The sequence below is a fragment of the Novosphingobium nitrogenifigens DSM 19370 genome, assembly GCF_000192575.1.
GTDB lineage: Bacteria > Pseudomonadota > Alphaproteobacteria > Sphingomonadales > Sphingomonadaceae > Novosphingobium > Novosphingobium nitrogenifigens.
The window spans coordinates 705,421-721,238 of the sequence record NZ_GL876933.1 but is presented as its reverse complement, the minus strand read 5'-3'; the positions used below and the strand labels follow the sequence as shown (position 1 = coordinate 721,238).

9 protein-coding genes and 1 pseudogene are annotated in these 15,818 nt (G+C 65.8%); 6 read left to right on the top strand and 4 right to left on the bottom strand.

Features of this window, described 5'->3' with window-relative positions; translation table 11 throughout:
* Position 1: 1 nt before the first annotated feature.
* Positions 2 to 1,405 (bottom strand): argininosuccinate lyase, encoded by a 1,404-nt coding sequence (gene argH, locus Y88_RS13255; protein ID WP_008070118.1) that lies wholly within the window; start codon positions 1,403 to 1,405, stop codon positions 2 to 4.
* On the opposite strand from argH, the gene Y88_RS13250 reads away from it, so the two are divergent.
* From Y88_RS13250 to Y88_RS13225, 6 genes and pseudogenes are all read left to right on the top strand, one after another.
* On the top strand, positions 1,395 to 1,994 hold the full coding sequence (locus tag Y88_RS13250; RefSeq protein ID WP_232281068.1) for a TlpA family protein disulfide reductase: 600 nt from the start codon (positions 1,395 to 1,397) through the stop codon (positions 1,992 to 1,994). The genes argH and Y88_RS13250 overlap by 11 nt on opposite strands.
* Before the next feature lie 192 nt (positions 1,995 to 2,186).
* Complete coding sequence (locus Y88_RS13245) at positions 2,187 to 3,002, top strand: thioesterase family protein (RefSeq protein ID WP_018075478.1); 816 nt, start codon at positions 2,187 to 2,189, stop codon at positions 3,000 to 3,002.
* A gap of 52 nt (positions 3,003 to 3,054) precedes the next feature.
* Positions 3,055 to 4,302 (top strand): serine hydrolase domain-containing protein, encoded by a 1,248-nt coding sequence (locus Y88_RS13240; RefSeq protein ID WP_008070113.1) that lies wholly within the window; start codon positions 3,055 to 3,057, stop codon positions 4,300 to 4,302.
* 47 nt (positions 4,303 to 4,349) lie between these two features.
* A pseudogene (locus tag Y88_RS13235) lies at positions 4,350 to 5,585 on the top strand (3-hydroxyacyl-CoA dehydrogenase NAD-binding domain-containing protein); the annotation flags it as partial.
* Positions 5,586 to 5,598: 13 nt separating this feature from the next.
* Positions 5,599 to 7,179 carry a class I adenylate-forming enzyme family protein gene (locus Y88_RS13230; protein WP_008070109.1) on the top strand — a complete coding sequence of 527 codons (1,581 nt, stop codon included), beginning with the start codon at positions 5,599 to 5,601 and terminating at the stop codon, positions 7,177 to 7,179.
* Positions 7,180 to 7,225: 46 nt separating this feature from the next.
* Complete coding sequence (locus tag Y88_RS13225) at positions 7,226 to 8,401, top strand: acetyl-CoA C-acyltransferase (RefSeq protein ID WP_008070107.1); 1,176 nt, start codon at positions 7,226 to 7,228, stop codon at positions 8,399 to 8,401.
* A 51-nt stretch (positions 8,402 to 8,452) separates the two neighbouring features.
* On the opposite strand, the gene Y88_RS13220 is transcribed toward Y88_RS13225, so the two are convergent.
* From Y88_RS13220 to Y88_RS13210, 3 genes are all read right to left on the bottom strand, one after another.
* The gene (locus tag Y88_RS13220) at positions 8,453 to 9,673 is read right to left on the bottom strand and encodes an NAD(P)/FAD-dependent oxidoreductase (protein ID WP_008070105.1); all 1,221 of its coding nucleotides are present in this window, start codon (positions 9,671 to 9,673) and stop codon (positions 8,453 to 8,455) included.
* A 185-nt stretch (positions 9,674 to 9,858) separates the two neighbouring features.
* On the bottom strand, positions 9,859 to 14,598 hold the full coding sequence (locus Y88_RS13215; RefSeq protein ID WP_008070102.1) for an NAD-glutamate dehydrogenase: 4,740 nt from the start codon (positions 14,596 to 14,598) through the stop codon (positions 9,859 to 9,861).
* Positions 14,599 to 14,823: 225 nt separating this feature from the next.
* Entirely contained in the window at positions 14,824 to 15,813 is a 990-nt protein-coding gene (locus Y88_RS13210; protein ID WP_008070100.1) for an LLM class flavin-dependent oxidoreductase, read from the bottom strand.
* Between the last annotated feature and the right edge of the window lie 5 nt (positions 15,814 to 15,818).

Genomic DNA, 15,818 nt, shown 5'->3' with positions numbered 1-15,818 from the left:
GTCAGGACTCCAGACCAAGCGCGACCTTTGCCTCGGCCACGCGCTTTTCTACTTCGGCCGGGGCGGTTCCGCCATGGCTGGCGCGCGCCGCGACCGAGGCTTCAACGGAGAGCGCTGCATAGACCCTTTCGTCGATGCGGCTGTCGATCTCGCGGAGATCCTTGAGCGGCAACTGGTCGAGCGCGATACCCCGGCTTTCGGCGAGTTTCACGGCCGCGCCGGTGATGTGATGAGCCTGGCGGAAGGGAATGTCGGCCTGACGCACCAGCCAGTCGGCAAGGTCGGTCGCGGTGGCATAGCCGAGTTCGGCCGCGCCGCGCATGCGTTCGGTCCGGAACCGGGCCTCGGCCACCATGCCGGTCATCGCCGCAACCGACAGGGCAAGCAGGCTCGCCGCTTCGAAAACCGGCGGCTTGTCGTCCTGCATGTCCTTCGAATAGGCGAGCGGAAGCCCCTTCATCGTGATCATCAGCGACGTGAGGCTGCCGACGATCCGCCCGGCATGGCCACGCACGAGCTCGGCCGCATCCGGGTTCTTCTTTTGCGGCATGATCGAGCTGCCGGTCGAAAGGCTGTCGGGCAGGACGACAAAGCCGAACGGCTGGCTCGCCCAGATGATGAATTCCTCGGCCAGACGCGAGAGGTGCAGCGAGATCTGCGCCGCCGTCATCAGGAAATCGAGCGCGAAGTCGCGATCGGAGACCGAATCAAGGCTGTTGGCAGTCGGGCGATCGAAGCCCAGCGTCGCGGCCGTCGCAAAACGATCGATCGGGAACCCGGTTCCGGCCAGCGCGGCAGCACCGAGCGGGCATTCGTTGAGCCGCGCCCGTGCATCGGCCAGACGCGAACGATCGCGACGGATCATCTCGTAATAGGCCATCAGGTGATGGCCGAGCGTCACCGGCTGCGCGGTCTGGAGATGAGTGAAGCCCGGCATGATCGAGGCGGCATGTTCGCCCGCGCGCGTCACCAGCGCGACCTGCAGCGCCTTCAGACCGGCGTCGGCCTCGTCCATGGCATCGCGCACCCACAGGCGGAAATCGGTCGCCACCTGGTCATTGCGGCTGCGCGCGGTGTGCAGACGCCCCGCTGCCGTCCCGATCAGTTCGGCCAGACGGCTTTCGGTGGTCATGTGGATGTCTTCGAGATCCCAGTTTTCCGGCACCCCGTTGGCTTCGTATTCGGCCGCGACCTGATCCAGGCCGCCCGAAATCGCGGCGGCATCGACCATCGAGACGATCCCCTGCTTTTCCAGCATCGCGACATGGGCCTTGGACGCGGCGATGTCCTGCCGCCAGAGTGCCTTGTCGAAGGGGATCGAGGCATTTATCTCACGCATGATCGAAGACGGACCGGCGGCAAAGCGCCCGCCCCACATCTGGTTGGAGCCCGAATTGCCGCTCATCTCGCTTCGCCTGCCTCTTGTCCTGACATTCACCGTGGGCCTGCTGGCCCTTGCGGGGTGCGATAAAGAGCCACGCGCGCCTGCGCAACAGGAGAGCGCGGCGACCCCATCCCCATCCGCGCAGGGACCAGCCGCCCCCGACGACGGCAGCGAGGGCAAGATCGACCGCAGCCACAAGGGCAGCAAGATGCCCGACATCACCGTCCACGACGCGAAAGGGGCCAAGTTGCGCCTGCTCTCGCTCGTGGGGAAACCGGTGCTGATCAATCTCTGGGCGACATGGTGCGGCCCGTGCGTCCGCGAATTGCCGACGCTCGACGCACTCGCGGTGCGCGAACAAGGGCGGCTCGCGGTGCTGACGGTGTCGCAGGATTCCGGACAACCGGACAAAGTCGCAGCCAAGCTCTCGGCCCAGCCGCACTTGCCGGTCTGGCTCGATCCCGAAAACGATCTCGGCTTTTTCTACAACACCGGCGTCCTGCCCACGAGCGTCCTCTATGACGCACAAGGTCGCGAAGTCTGGCGCATGGTCGGCGGCCACGACTGGAGCGGCGCTGACACGCAGGCCCTGCTCGCCGAGGCAAAGTAGGACTCGAAACGAGCGGGCGTCCTCAGGACAATCAGACGTTTACGTCAAAATATGACCCCAGCGACGGCAGTTGCCGTAACGGAAACCTGAAAGCCAAGGCATTTCCGTCACTTTGCATGTGCGAAAGCCCCTTTTCGCGGGCCGATCATTCTCCTAATCATTCGATTAAACAGATTCGGGAGAGTGGCGGGCATGCCTGCGCAAGACGTGACGGAAGGAGTGCAGGCGGTGCCCCTGGCGCTTTTGGCCGAAAGGCTGGAACGGCTGCCCAACGGGCATTTCCAGCTCCACGGCGCGGCCGGGTGGATGCAGGGACGCACCATGTACGGCGGCACTTCGTCCTACATCGCCTATGTCGCCGCGCGCGAGGCCTTCCCCAACTTGCCGCCCCTGCGCGCTGGGCAGATCGGCTTCATCGCCCCGGTGGGAGAGGATGTGGAAGCCCGCGTCACCCTGTTGCGCGCGGGGAAAAGCGTGAGCCACGTCGAAACCTCGCTGTGGTGTGATGACGCTCTCGTCCATCGCGCGACATGGCTCTTCGGCAGCGGACGTCCTGCCAACGGCGGCAATCCCGCCCCCCGGATCGCGGACCTTACCCCGCCCGAACAGGCCGAACCGGTCGCCCCGATGCCCGGCGTTCCCGCCTTCGTTCATGCCATGGAGGTGCGTCGCGGCCCCCGCTCGGATGACGAAGGGCGCGTGGCGATCCGCCGCTGGGTCCGGTTGAAGGACCGCGAGGGCCTTGCCCCCCATGCCGAACTCGTCGCGCTGGGCGACGCCCTGCCGCCCGGATCGATCCGGGCGATGGAACGCCGGGGGCCGATCAGCTCGATCAACTGGTCGCTCACCCTGCTCGGAGAGACGCCCACGACCCGTGATGGATGGTGGCTGCTCGAAACCGCATCGAACCACATGGAAAACGGCTTTTCGAGCGAGACTCTGCGGATGTGGAATGCCGACGGGGTGGAAGTCATGCGCGGCCTGCAATCGGTGGCGATTTTCGGATGAAGGACCGCCCGACACGGACAATCCGGCGGGCCTGAACGGGAGAGGACGAAGGATGGAACTGGCAGACCCGGCAGCCCACGGCTTCGACCCCGTGCGGCTTTCGAAAATCGCGACGTTCCTCGAACGCGACTATGTCGGGCCGGGCCGTTTTCCCGGTGCCGACGTGCTGGTTGCGCGCGACGGGGTGCCGGTCTGGCGCGCGACGCTGGGGCAGATGCGCGCCGACGGCACGCCCTGGCGCGAGGATGCGATCTGCCGCATCGCGTCGATGACCAAGCCGATCGTCTCGCTCGCCTTCATGATGCTGGTCGAGGAAGGTCTCGTCGCGCTCGACGATCCGGTCGCCAGAGTCATTCCCGAATTCGCCGATTTGCGCCTCTTCGTCGGTGGCGGAGGCGACATGCCCTTTACCCCCGGCCCTCTCGCGGCGCCCATGCGCATGGTCGACCTCATCACCCATCGCTCCGGCCTCACCTACGGCATTCAGAACCGGGGCAATCTCGACGCGGCCTATCGCAAGGCGCGGCTCGACGGGCATCCCAGCCTTCCCGGCAACGACCATTTCATTGCCGAACTGGTCAAGCTGCCGTTGGAATTCAGCCCCGGCGAAGCATGGCAATATTCGGTCGCGGTCGACGTCCTGGGCGTCGTCATCGCCCGGCTGACCGGACAGAGCCTCGGGGCCTTTCTGAAAGAACGGATTTTCGATCCGCTCGGGATGGTCGATACCGATTTTCACTGCCCCGTCGACAAGGCGGATCGCCTTGCCGATGCATGGGCGCACGTTCCGGGCGGGAAACCCGCACTGTTCGATGCGGGCGCGACCTCGGGCATGTTGCGCCAGCCGCGTTTCGAAAGCGGGGGCGGCGGGCTCTTGTCGACGGTTGCCGACTATCACCGGTTCTGCCGCATGTTGGCAGGCGGCGGCGCGGTCGACGGCGTGCGCCTGATCGCTCCGGCGACCTTGCGCCTGATGACCGCCAACCACTTGCGCCATCCGATGACCGGCCTTCCCTGCGACTTGCCCCAGGTCGCCCGCGCGTTGTTCAGCGATGCGCGACAGGCCGGGACCGGTTTCGGCCTGGGCTTTGCCGTCACCATCGATCCCCCGCGCACGCTGGTGCCCGGCAATGCCGGCGAATTCTTCTGGAGCGGGATCTATTCGACCAAGTTCTTCGTCGACCCCGTCGAAGGCCTCCACATGGTCTTCATGACGCAAGTCTACCCCTCGGTCGTCTTCCCCATCCGCGAACACCTGAAAACCCTGATCTACGCCGCGCTCAGCCAGAGCCGCGCGTAAAAAACCAAAATAAGGAGAGGCCCTTCATGTCAGAACCCGTCCCCGGCGCCCGCGAACACATTGACGCCGCGCGCAAGGCCGCAGCCCAGATCGACGACATCCCTGCCGACACCCCGTTGCTGCCCATCGAAAGAGTAGGCGTGATCGGCGCAGGCACGATGGGCGGTGGGATCACCATGAATTTCCTGACCGCGGGCATTCCGGTGACGATCGTCGAAACCTCGGTCGAAGCGCTCGAACGCGGGGTCGCGACGATCCGCCGCAATTACGAAGCGACCGTCAAGAAGGGCAAGCTCGACGCCGCGCTCGCCGAACGGGCGATCGGCCTGCTCGAACCCACGCTCGATTTCACTGCGCTTGCCGCGTGCGACCTCGTGATCGAGGCGGTCTATGAAAACATGGACGTCAAGAAGGACGTATTCCGTCGGCTCGATGCCATTGCCGGCCCCGGCGCGATCCTTGCCAGCAATACGAGCTATCTCGACATCGATGAAATCGCGAGCGTGACCAGCCGCCCTGCCTCGGTGCTGGGCATGCATTTCTTCTCGCCCGCCAATGTCATGAAACTGCTCGAAGTCGTGCGCGGAAAGGCCAGCGGAAAGGCTGAACTCGCGACCGTCATGGCGCTGTCGGTAAAGATCGGAAAGATCCCGGTCGTCTCGGGCGTCTGCGACGGCTTCATCGGCAACCGCATGCTCTCACCCCGGCAAAAGGCCGCGCACGACCTCATCATGGAAGGCGCACATTACTGGGAAGTCGATGAAGCCCTGCTCGAATTCGGCTTTCCCATGGGGCCGTGGCAGATGGCCGACCTCGCCGGGGTGGACATCGGCTGGCACCGCGATCCCAACCGGATCGAAAGCCTGCGTGACGCGCTCTGCGCTGTCGGTCGCTGGGGGCAGAAGACCAAGAAGGGCTTCTACGACTATGACGAGAACCGTCAGCGTACCCCTTCGGACGAAGTGAAGGCGATCATTGCCGATTTCGCGGCCAAGGAAGGCAAGCCCCAGCGCACCATCGGCAAGGACGAGATCCGCGAGCGCCTGCTCTATCCGATGATCAGTGAAGGCGCGCTGATCCTCGCTGAAGGGATCGCCCAGCGGGCGGGCGACATCGATACCGTCTGGCTCAACGGCTATGGCTGGCCCGCCTGGACCGGGGGACCGATGTTCTGGGCCGACCATATCGGGCTCGGCACCGTAGTCGACGGGCTCACCCGCCATGGCCAGCCGGTCGCCCCCCTGCTCGCGGCCAAGGCGGCTGCGGGCGAAACGTTCGCCTGAACGGAGGCGCGCGATGCGGATCGAGGACATCGTCGAGGCCGACTTCCTGCCTCTGCCCGACATTCTGGCCGCCCATGCGGCCCGACGGGGGGACGCCACGGCCCTGGTCGACGAGTGCCGCCGGGTAAGCTGGCGCGAACTCGACGATATCACCGCCCGCATCGCCGCCGAACTGCATGTCGCCGGGATCGCCCCGCGCGAACCGGTCGCCCTTGCCGCGACCAATTCGGTCGAGGCGGCGCTGGTCTTCCTCGGCATCCTGCGGGCCGGGGCAGCCGCCGCCTTGCTGACGTCGAGCGCCTCGGGCGAAACCGTGCTCGCCATGCTGGAGGACAGCACCGCGCGGCTGCTCTTTCTCGACCGCGCCATGGCCGAAAAGCTCGACGGCCTGCCCTTGCCTGCCGGAATCGGGCGGATCGCGGTCGATGACAGTACGGGCGGCGTTCCCCTCTCGGCCTGGCTACCCCCCGCTGGGGTTCGCCCGGAAGCCCGCGCGATCGCACCCGAAGACCCGTTCAACATCATCTATTCCTCGGGCACGACCGGCACCCCCAAGGGGATCGTGCAAAGCCACCGGATGCGCCACGAATATGCCCGGCGCACCGTCGCCAGCGGCTATGGCGACGAAACCAGCGTCATCTGTTCGACCCCGCTCTATTCCAACACCACTCTGGTCAGCTTTTTCCCCGCGCTGATGGGCGGCGGCAAAGTCGTGCTGATGGGCAAATTCGACGTCCTGCGCTTCCTCGAACTGTCGCAGGCCGAACGCGTCACCCATGCCATGCTGGTGCCGGTGCAATACCGGCGGATCATGGAGCATCCCGAATTCGACCGGTTCGACCTGTCGTCCTATCAGCTCAAGTCCTCGACATCCGCGCCGTTCCCCGCCTGGCTCAAGGCCGATGTCCTGCAACGCTGGCCGGGCGGCCTGCTCGAAGCCTACGGCATGACCGAAGGAGGCGCTTCGGCCCTGCTGCTCGCGCATGAATTCCCCGACAAGCTGCACACCGTGGGCCGCGTCGCGCCGGGGCACATCATGAAGATCATCGACGAGCAGGGCCGCGAATTGCCCCAGGGCGAAACGGGCGAGATCGTCGGCCATTCGCCGATCATGATGGACGGCTATCACCGCAAGCAGGACAAGACCCGCGAGGCGGAATGGTTCGACGACGAAGGACGGCGCTATATCCGCCACGGCGACATCGGCCGCTTCGACGAGGACGGTTTCCTCATCCTGATGGACCGGGCCAAGGACCTCATCATTTCAGGCGGCTTCAACATCTACCCCACTGATCTCGAAGCCGAACTGCTCCGCCTGCCTTCCGTGCGCGAAGCGGCGGTCGTCGGCATCCCCTCGGACAAGTGGGGAGAAACACCCTTTGCCGTGGTCGTTCCCAACGATCGGGCGGTCGATGCCCAGGCCATCCTTGCCGAAGCGAACAGCCGCCTTGGCAAGACGCAGCGGATCAGCGGGATCGCGCTCGTCGACGAATTGCCCCGCAGTCCGATCGGCAAAGTGCTCAAGCGCGAATTGCGCGACCGCTTCGGCGGAAATCCGATCAGCGGGGCGCTGTCCCGCCCCGGACAACCATGACCCCACAAACCCATAACCATGACATACAGTGAGAGGATCATCGACTATGCGTGATGCAGTTATCGTTTCGGTCGCGCGCACCCCGATCGGGCGCGCCTACAAGGGCGCCTTCAACGCCACCCACGGCGCGACGCTCGGCGCCCTGTCCCTGCGCGCGGCGGTCGAACGGGCCGGGCTCGAAGGCGGCGAAATCGACGACGTGGTCTGGGGCGCAGCTCTCCAGCAAGGCAGCCAGGCGCCCAACATCGCCCGCAAGGTCGCCCTGCGCGCCGGACTTCCGGTCACGGTTCCCGGTCAGAGCATGGACCGCCAGTGCTCATCGGGTTTGATGACCATTGCCACCGCGTCAAAGCAGGTGATTTTCGACCGCATGGACGTGGTCGCCGCCGGTGGGCAGGAAGCCATCAGCATGGTCCAGACCAAGGACATGCGCGTGACGCCCGATCCCGACCTCATCGCGATGCATCAGGCAACGTACATGCCGATGCTTCAGACTGCCGAAATCGTCGGTCGCCGCTATGGTATCAGCCGCGAGGCCTGCGACGCCTATGCGCTCCGGTCGCAGCAACGCACCGGCGTTGCACAAGCGGCGGGCGCCTTCGACGATGAAATCGTGCCCGTCCATGCCGTGATGGCCGTGGTCGACAAGGAAACCGGCGCGGTCAGCCAGCGCGAGGTCACTCTGACCAAGGATGAAGGCAACCGCCCCGAGACCACGGCCGAAGGGCTGGCTTCGCTCAAGCCCGTCCTCCCCGACGGGATCGTCACGGCAGGCAATGCCAGCCAGCTTTCCGACGGATCGGCGGCTGTCATCATCATGGAAGGCGCCCTTGCCGCGCAACGCGGCCTGACCCCGCTCGGCCGTTATGTCGGCATGGCGGTCGCGGGCACCGAGCCCGATGAAATGGGGATTGGCCCGGTCTTTGCCATTCCCAAGCTGCTCAAGCGGTTCGGCCTTTCCATGGGCGACATCGGCCTGTGGGAACTCAACGAGGCTTTCGCGGTGCAGGTGCTCTATTGCCGCGACCGGCTCGGCATTCCCGACGAATTGCTCAATGTCAGCGGCGGCGCGATCTCGATCGGCCACCCTTATGGCATGACCGGCGCACGCTGCACCATGCACGCCCTGATTGAAGGCAAGCGGCGCGGCGCCAAATATGTCGTCGTCACCATGTGCGTGGGCGGCGGCATGGGCGCGGCCGGCCTGTTCGAAGTGTTCTGAGAATCCGGGCTCGTCCGGGGCAGGCGCAACGAACGCCTGCCCCGGATGGGATCAGAGCATTTCCTTGAGCGGAACCGAAGTGTCGGCAAGCCGTTCGGGGGCAACCACACTGCCCGCTTCGACGAGCTTCTTCCCCTGGACATAGTCCTTGACCATGTTGACGCAGTCGAGCGCGATGACCTTGCCCTGCTTGAGGTAGATCACCGAAAACGCGCGGGTTGCCGGATCGCCGCGCAGGACGGTGGCGTCGTGGCCGATCGACAGGCCGACCGTCTGGAGACGCAAGTCATACTGGTTCGACCAGAACCACGGGCAAGCCTTGTACGCGACCGGCGCACCGCAGATCGCCTTGGCCGCGACAGTTGCCTGGTCGTTGGCGTTCTGCACCGATTCCAGACGGATCACCGCGCCTTCGGCATAGCTGTTGGCATGGGCTGCGCAGTCGCCGATGGCATAGACGTCGGGGAGACTGGTACGGCAGAATTCGTCGACGTCGACGCCGTTCCCGCCCTTGGCTCCGGCCGCCAGCAGCGGTTCGACCGCCGGAATGATGCCGATGCCGACAATGACGATATCAGCGGGCAGGACTTCGCCGTCAGCCAGCCTGACGCCGGTCACCTTGCCGTCCGCGCCTTCAAGTCCGGCGACCGCGACATTGGTGCGCAGATCGACGCCGTGGCTGCGATGTTCGGCTTCGTAGAAGGCCGAAAGGGCTTCACCCGCCACACGCGCCAGCACGCGCGGCGCGGCTTCGAGCAATGTGACGCCGACGCCGAACTTGGTAAGGACGGCTGCCGCCTCGAGCCCGATATAACCGCCGCCGATCACCACCGCACAGCGGGCCCCGGCGTCGAGTTCGCTCATCAGGCGGTCGGCATCGGCACGCGTGCGCACGCCGTGAACCCCGGCCAGATCGCCCCCTTCGCACGACAGGCGACGGGGATCGCCCCCGGTTGCCCAGATCAGCGAACCATAGGCGGTAACCGCGCCGTCATCGGTGGTCAGCGTCTTGGCCACCGGATCAACCGCCGTCACTTCGCGACCGAGTTCGTAGGCGATGTCCTTGTCCGCCCAGAACGAGGCGGGGCGGATCATGATCCGCTCGAACGTCTTCTCCCGGGCGAGATATTCCTTCGACAACGGCGGGCGTTCATAGGGGTATTCGGGTTCGCGTCCGATCACCAGGATCGAACCGGCAAAGCCGTTCTGCCGCAAGGCGATAGCCGCCTGCGCACCGCCATGCCCTGCCCCAACGATCACCACATCCGCCATTGTTCCGCCTCTCTCCAAGGGTCTACCCGAGCTGCCGCGCCGGATTTGGGCAAAACGCCGGACACGTCAACCGATCCCGGCCCGCTCCGTGCAGAATCGGCAAACTTAATCGGGACCATCAGCCGAGTAGCCTTCCCCTTCCCCCGGCACCAAGTCCGGAAAGAAGGGGAAAAAGCGGCAATTTCTCAACGGGCGAGAAGCGTCCGGGCCTGACTGGCCAATTGTGCCAGCATCGCCGGGCCGACCACACCGCTCGCCTGGGCCCGCGCGATCAACGCATGGAACTGGCGCACCGGCGCGGCATGGAGCGCGAGCCATTCGGTGGTATGGGCCGAAGGATCGCCGCTGCCCGAACGTGCGAGGAATTCGAGCCGCATCTGCTGAAAATCGCGGGCCAGTCCTGCAACCAGCAGACGTTCCCAAGGGTCGGAAGGAACCATGCGGCTCGCCGCCTGTTGTGCCCAGTCGAGCCCGAGCGCGGCACCGAGATCAGCAAAGGCCCCGGTCAGTGCAGTCGCGTCGACTTTGCGCTCGGCGGCGAGATGCGCAAGCCCGATCGCCCCGTCCATGGCATAGAGATGGACGACCCGCGCGGCGATTTCCGCCGGAATGCCCTCTGCCGCCAGTTCGGCCGCCAGCCGCCGCCCTTCGGCCTGCGCCTCTCCGCGCAGCAATTGCGCGGCGGTATGCGACAAGAGGCCGACCCCGCCCGCCAGATCCTCGATCAGGTCATCGACTTTCTGCGTGCCCCGGCCCGAGCGCAGGACGTCGGCAACATGCCCGCGCAAGGCCCGCGAGGTCCGCTCGTACATGGCGAGCCGCGCCTCTTCGGCCATGTCCGCGCCATCGAGCAAGGCCCAGGTCGCATCGAGATCGAGCAAGCGTTCGGCCGCGACGAAAGCGGCTGCCACTTGAGCAAGGCTGCACCCTTCCTCTTCGACCAGTTCGAAGGGATGGACCGGCCCCATGCGGTTGATGATGCGATTGGCAAGCTTGGTCGCGATGATTTCTCGCCGCAGCCGGTGATGGGCGATATTGGCGGCAAAATCCTCGTGCATCGCTTCGGGGAAAGCGGCGAAGAGTTCGGCTTCGAGCACGGGGTCGTCGACCACGTCGCTTTCTTCGAGCGCCCGCTGGAGCAGCAGCTTGGCCGTCGAGAGCAGGACCGCGATTTCAGGACGGGTGAACCCGTGCCCGGCCGTCGCGCGCCGCGCATAGTCTTCCGACGTTGCCAGCCCTTCGGTCTCGCGATCGAGTTCACCGGCATCCTCGAGCACGTCGACCAGACGCGAAAGCGCGGGAACCGCCGCCGGTCCGCCCCGCTCGGCAATCGAGAGCGCGAGCGCCTGCAACCGGTTGTCGGCAAGCACCAGCGCGCTGACCGCATCGGTCATCTCGACCAGAAGGCGCACGCGCCCGTCCTCGTCGAGACGTCCCGCCCGCTTGGCCGAAGCCAGCGCAATCTTGATGTTGACCTCGTTGTCCGAGCAGTCGACCCCGGCGGAATTGTCGATGAAGTCGGTGTTGACGCGTCCCCCGAGCCCTCCGGCTCCGGCGATCGAAAATTCGATGCGCGCCGCCTGCGTCATGCCCAGATTGGCGCCTTCACCGATCACGCGAGCCCGCACTTCGTTGGCGCTCACCCGCACCGCGTCATTGGCCGGATCGCCCACGGTCACGTTGTTTTCGTGCGAGGCGCGGACATAAGTACCGATGCCGCCGAACCACAGAAGATCGACCGGAGCCGTCAGGATCAGCGAGATCAGCGTGTCGGGATCAATCGCCTCGATCTCGAGGCCGAGCAGGGCGCGGACCTGCGGCGACAACGGGATCGATTTCTGGCTGCGCGGGAAAATCCCGCCGCCTTCGGACAACACCGCGCGGTCATAATCGTCCCAGCTCGACCGCGGCAGGGCGAACATGCGCGCGCGTTCCTGCCATGCGCGGGTCGGGTCCGGGTCGGGATCGAGGAAGATATGGCGATGGTCGAACGCGGCCACGAGGCGGATCGCCTGGCTCAGCAACATGCCGTTGCCGAAGACGTCGCCGGACATGTCGCCGACGCCGACCACGCTGACCGGATGCTCCTGCACATCGAGACCCAGTTCGCGGAAATGGCGCTGGACCGAAATCCATGCCCCGCGCGCGGTGATCCCCATCGCCTTGTGGTCATAGCCTTTCGACCCACCGCTGGCGAAAGCATCGTCGAGCCAGAAATCGTGCTCGGTCGCAATGGCATTGGCCGTGTCGGAAAAGGTCGCGGTGCCCTTGTCGGCGGCCACGACGAAGTAGGGATCGTCGCCATCGCGCAGAACGACCCCGGCGGGATGGGCGACAGAGCCCGTGACGATATTGTCGGTGACCGACAGCAGCGCACGGATAAACACCTGATAGCTCGCGCGCCCTTCGGCCAGCCAGCCGTCACGGTCGCGCGCCGGGTCGGGTAATTGCTTGGGATAGAACCCGCCTTTCGCGCCGGTCGGCACGATCACCGCGTTCTTCACCCGCTGCGCTTTCATCAGCCCGAGGATTTCGGTGCGGAAGTCGTCGCGGCGATCCGACCAGCGCAGGCCGCCACGCGCCACCGGCCCTGCACGCAAGTGGATGCCTTCGACACGCGGAGAATAAACGAAGATCTCGCGCCACGGCACCGGACGCGGCAGGCCCGGAACCGCCCCGGATTCGATCTTGAACGCCAGCGCTTCTTCCCCGGCCGGGGCAAAGGCATTGGTGCGCAAAATCGCGCGGACCAGAGCATGGAAAGCCCGCAGAAGGCGATCGTCGCTGATCGCGGCAACCTGGGCAAGGCCGAGGCGGATCGCTTCCTCGGCCTCGATCTCGGCACTGTCGCGGTCCCCCGCGAACAGCGGATCGTGACGGGCAAGGAACAAGTCGATCAACCCGCCCGTCACAGTGCCTGCGCGGCGCAAAGCCGAAACCGCCGTCACCAGATCGACGCCCAGCCCGGTCTGGCGCAGATAGCGGTACCACGCGCGCAACCAGTTCGCCTCGCGCGGGGAAAGCCCCGCCGCACCGATCAGGCGGTTGAACCCGTCGTTCTCTGCCTGTCCGTTGAGCACGGCGGCAAGCGAGTCCTCGATCTCGGCACGGCGGGCGAGCAGCGCGTCCACGCCGATCTCGGTCGGCACGCCAACGAGGAAATCGTGGACAAAACCGAGCCGCCCATTGGCAAGCGCGGTCGGCATTTCCTGCATCACGCGAAAGCCGAAGTTCTCCAGAACCGGCACCGCATCGGAGAGGACAATCGCCCCTTCGCGCTGATAAAGCTTGAGCCGCAGGTCTTCCTCGGCCCCGAGCCGATGCAGGCGCGTCGCCCGACGCGGCGCCCCGGCCCCATGCAACACGCGCATGACGCGAATGTCCTCGGCCGCTTCGGCAGGTCCGTACGTGTGGCGATAGGTAATGGGAAAAGCATCGGCATAGCGCGCCGCGATTGCCGCCGCGCGCGAAGGATCCTCGGTCCGCGCCAGTTCGGTTTCGACCGCCGAATCCCACCCGCGCACCATCGCCTGCAACGCCTGATCGAGCGCATGGGCATCCGGTTCGCCGGTTCCGTCGCGGAAATCGAGAACGAAGCGCAAAAGCGCCAGCGCATTGCCGTCGACCTGAAGGCTCCAGTCGATCACCTGCACCCCGACCGCGCTTTCCAGCATGGCCTGCACCCGTTGGCGCACTTGTGTCGATTGGACGTCGCGCGGCAACCAGACGAACGCGAACAAGTGCCGTTCGAGCGGCGCCCGCACGAGTTCGAGACGCGGGCGCGGTCGGTCGAGCAAGCTCATCATCGTCGTTGCGATGCGTTCGAGATCCGCGTCGGCAAAGCTGATGAGCAAGTCGTGCGGCAGCGCGGTCAGCGCGTGAACGAGCGCCTTTCCGGCATGGCCCTGCGGCGAGATGCCGAGCTTGACGGTCAGCGCCTCGAGCTGGCTGCGCATGAGCGGCACGCGGTCGGGCGGCGCCGACAGGGCCGCGCTGGTCCAGACCCCGGCATGGACCGAAAGGGCAACGACCTGCCCTTTTTCGCGGACAGGCACGAGAAAGAGGTCGAGCGGAACGAAACGGTGGACCCGCGAAACCCGGTTGGCCTTGACCACCAGCGGCACCCGCACTGTCGTTCCCTGTTCGTCGGCAGCGTCGAACAGGGCAAAGGCGCGGGCATAGGAACTGTCGGACAGGAGCGGGGCATGGCTCGCCCGGCAAATGCCGAGACGGCGGTCGGCGCTGCCGTCGCGATAGCAGACGAGATGCCCGAGCTGGGTCAGCATGCCGTCGCCCAGCCAGCGCATCAGCGCCGCCGCTTCGGGATCGGGCAGTTTGCGGGCGTCCTCGATCATGGTCGCCTGCATCGTCGACCAGTCGGCAACCGCCGCACGGACATCGGCCAGCGTGCGGTGCAGCCCCTCGACCAGTTCACGGCGGCCGCGGGCATCGACGCGCTCGGTTTCGAGATAGATGATCGATTCGCGCAATTCGCCGATCGCCTCGCCTTCGGGCAGGCTGACCAGCCGCCCGTCGGGATCGCGGCGCACGGCCAGAACCGGGTGAACCATGCGATCGATGGCGAGCCCGTGGTGCGACACCGTGGCGCAGACCGAATCGACCAGGAACGGCATGTCGTCGTTGACGACCGCGATGCGCAAATAGCGCGGCGTGGTGTCGGTCCCGGCAACGCTCTCGATCGCGAGCGCAGGTTCGGCCCCCTTGCGCCGCAAGGCCGTGCGCAAGGCGAAACGCGCCGCCTCTGCCAGCCGTGCCGCGTCGAAATCAGCTGCTTCGGCAGGAAGCAGGGAATCGGCAAAGCGTTGGGTGAGCGTTGCTTCGAGCGAGAGCCCCTCGATCGAGGAAGATGAAGAATTCAGCGGATTCGACGCAGCCGCCGATGCGGCATCAGCAAGAGTAGCCATGAATGTCCTTCCCGCGCGGCCGGATATCATCGCCCGGCCTTGTAATTATATTTTAGGCCTGCGTATTTTTCATACAAGTCCCAAGTCCACACCACGAGCATGGCAAGGACCCGTTTGAGGAACGCTAGCCTATCGACGTTAACCCGCGATTGCCACCGGCCTCCGTGTCCGATTGGGAATGGCGTCGGCGGAATTTCACCATGCCCGACACCGTCCCATTCCCGTTCAGCCGACGATGCCGCTCACGGCTTCCATGGTGAGTTCCAGACTGCGGCGACGCATGGCCGGATCGAACGTCGCGCCCGCGACGATGATCTCGTCGGCACCGGTGCGTTCGGCAAAGGCGGCAAGCCCCGCCGCCACGGTCGCCGGGCTGCCGATCGCCGAAACCTGCCGCATGTGTTCCAGCATGGCGCGATGCGGTCCGGGCAGGCTGTCGCGATAGCCGGGAACCGGCGGCGGCAGGCGCCCGGGATTGCCGGTCCGCAAACGGACGAAAGACTGGTCCATCGAACTGGCAAGCAGCACGGCTTCCTCGTCGGTCGGCGCGGCCAGCACATTGATCGCGGCCATGACGTGCGGCTTTTCCAGCGTTGCGGAAGGCTCGAACCGCTCGCGGTAAAGCCGGATCGCACCGTCGAGATGGTCCGGCGCGAAATGCGAGGCGAACGCGTAAGGCAGGCCGAGCATGGCCGCCAACTGCGCACCGAACAGGCTCGATCCCAAGATCCACATCTGCGGATGCGCGCCCTGCCCCGGCGTCGCCAGCAACGGCAGGCGCGTGTCGGCGGCAAAGTGGGCCTGCAATTCGACGACGTCGGCGGGAAAGTCCTCGGCCGTGCGGTTCACATCCTTGTGCAACGCGCGGGCGATGCGCTGGTCGGCCCCCGGCGCACGCCCGAGCCCAAGATCGATCCGGCCGGGAAAAAGCGCGTCGAGCGTGCCGAACTGTTCGGCGATCACCAGCGGATTGTGATTGGGCAACATGATCCCGCCCGCCCCGATCCGGATCGTCGAGGTGGCATGACCGACATGAGACAGGACGACCGCCGTCGCCGCGCCGCCGATCCCTTCCATCCCGTGGTGCTCGGCGATCCAGTAACGGTGATAGCCTGCCGCCTCGGCACAGCGCGCCAAGTCGGCAGCATCGGAAAGCGCCCGGGCGATGGTGCCGCCCTCGATCACGGGGACAAGGTCCAGCACCGACAGTTTCATGGGAT

Coding starts and splice junctions, on each gene's coding strand:
- argH (WP_008070118.1), bottom strand. CDS start 1,405: ATGAGCGGCAATTCGGGCTCCAACCAGATGTGGGGCGGGCGCTTTGCC.
- Y88_RS13245 (WP_018075478.1), top strand. CDS start 2,187: ATGCCTGCGCAAGACGTGACGGAAGGAGTGCAGGCGGTGCCCCTGGCG.
- Y88_RS13240 (WP_008070113.1), top strand. CDS start 3,055: ATGGAACTGGCAGACCCGGCAGCCCACGGCTTCGACCCCGTGCGGCTT.
- Y88_RS13230 (WP_008070109.1), top strand. CDS start 5,599: ATGCGGATCGAGGACATCGTCGAGGCCGACTTCCTGCCTCTGCCCGAC.
- Y88_RS13225 (WP_008070107.1), top strand. CDS start 7,226: ATGCGTGATGCAGTTATCGTTTCGGTCGCGCGCACCCCGATCGGGCGC.
- Y88_RS13220 (WP_008070105.1), bottom strand. CDS start 9,673: ATGGCGGATGTGGTGATCGTTGGGGCAGGGCATGGCGGTGCGCAGGCG.
- Y88_RS13215 (WP_008070102.1), bottom strand. CDS start 14,598: ATGGCTACTCTTGCTGATGCCGCATCGGCGGCTGCGTCGAATCCGCTG.
- Y88_RS13210 (WP_008070100.1), bottom strand. CDS start 15,813: ATGAAACTGTCGGTGCTGGACCTTGTCCCCGTGATCGAGGGCGGCACC.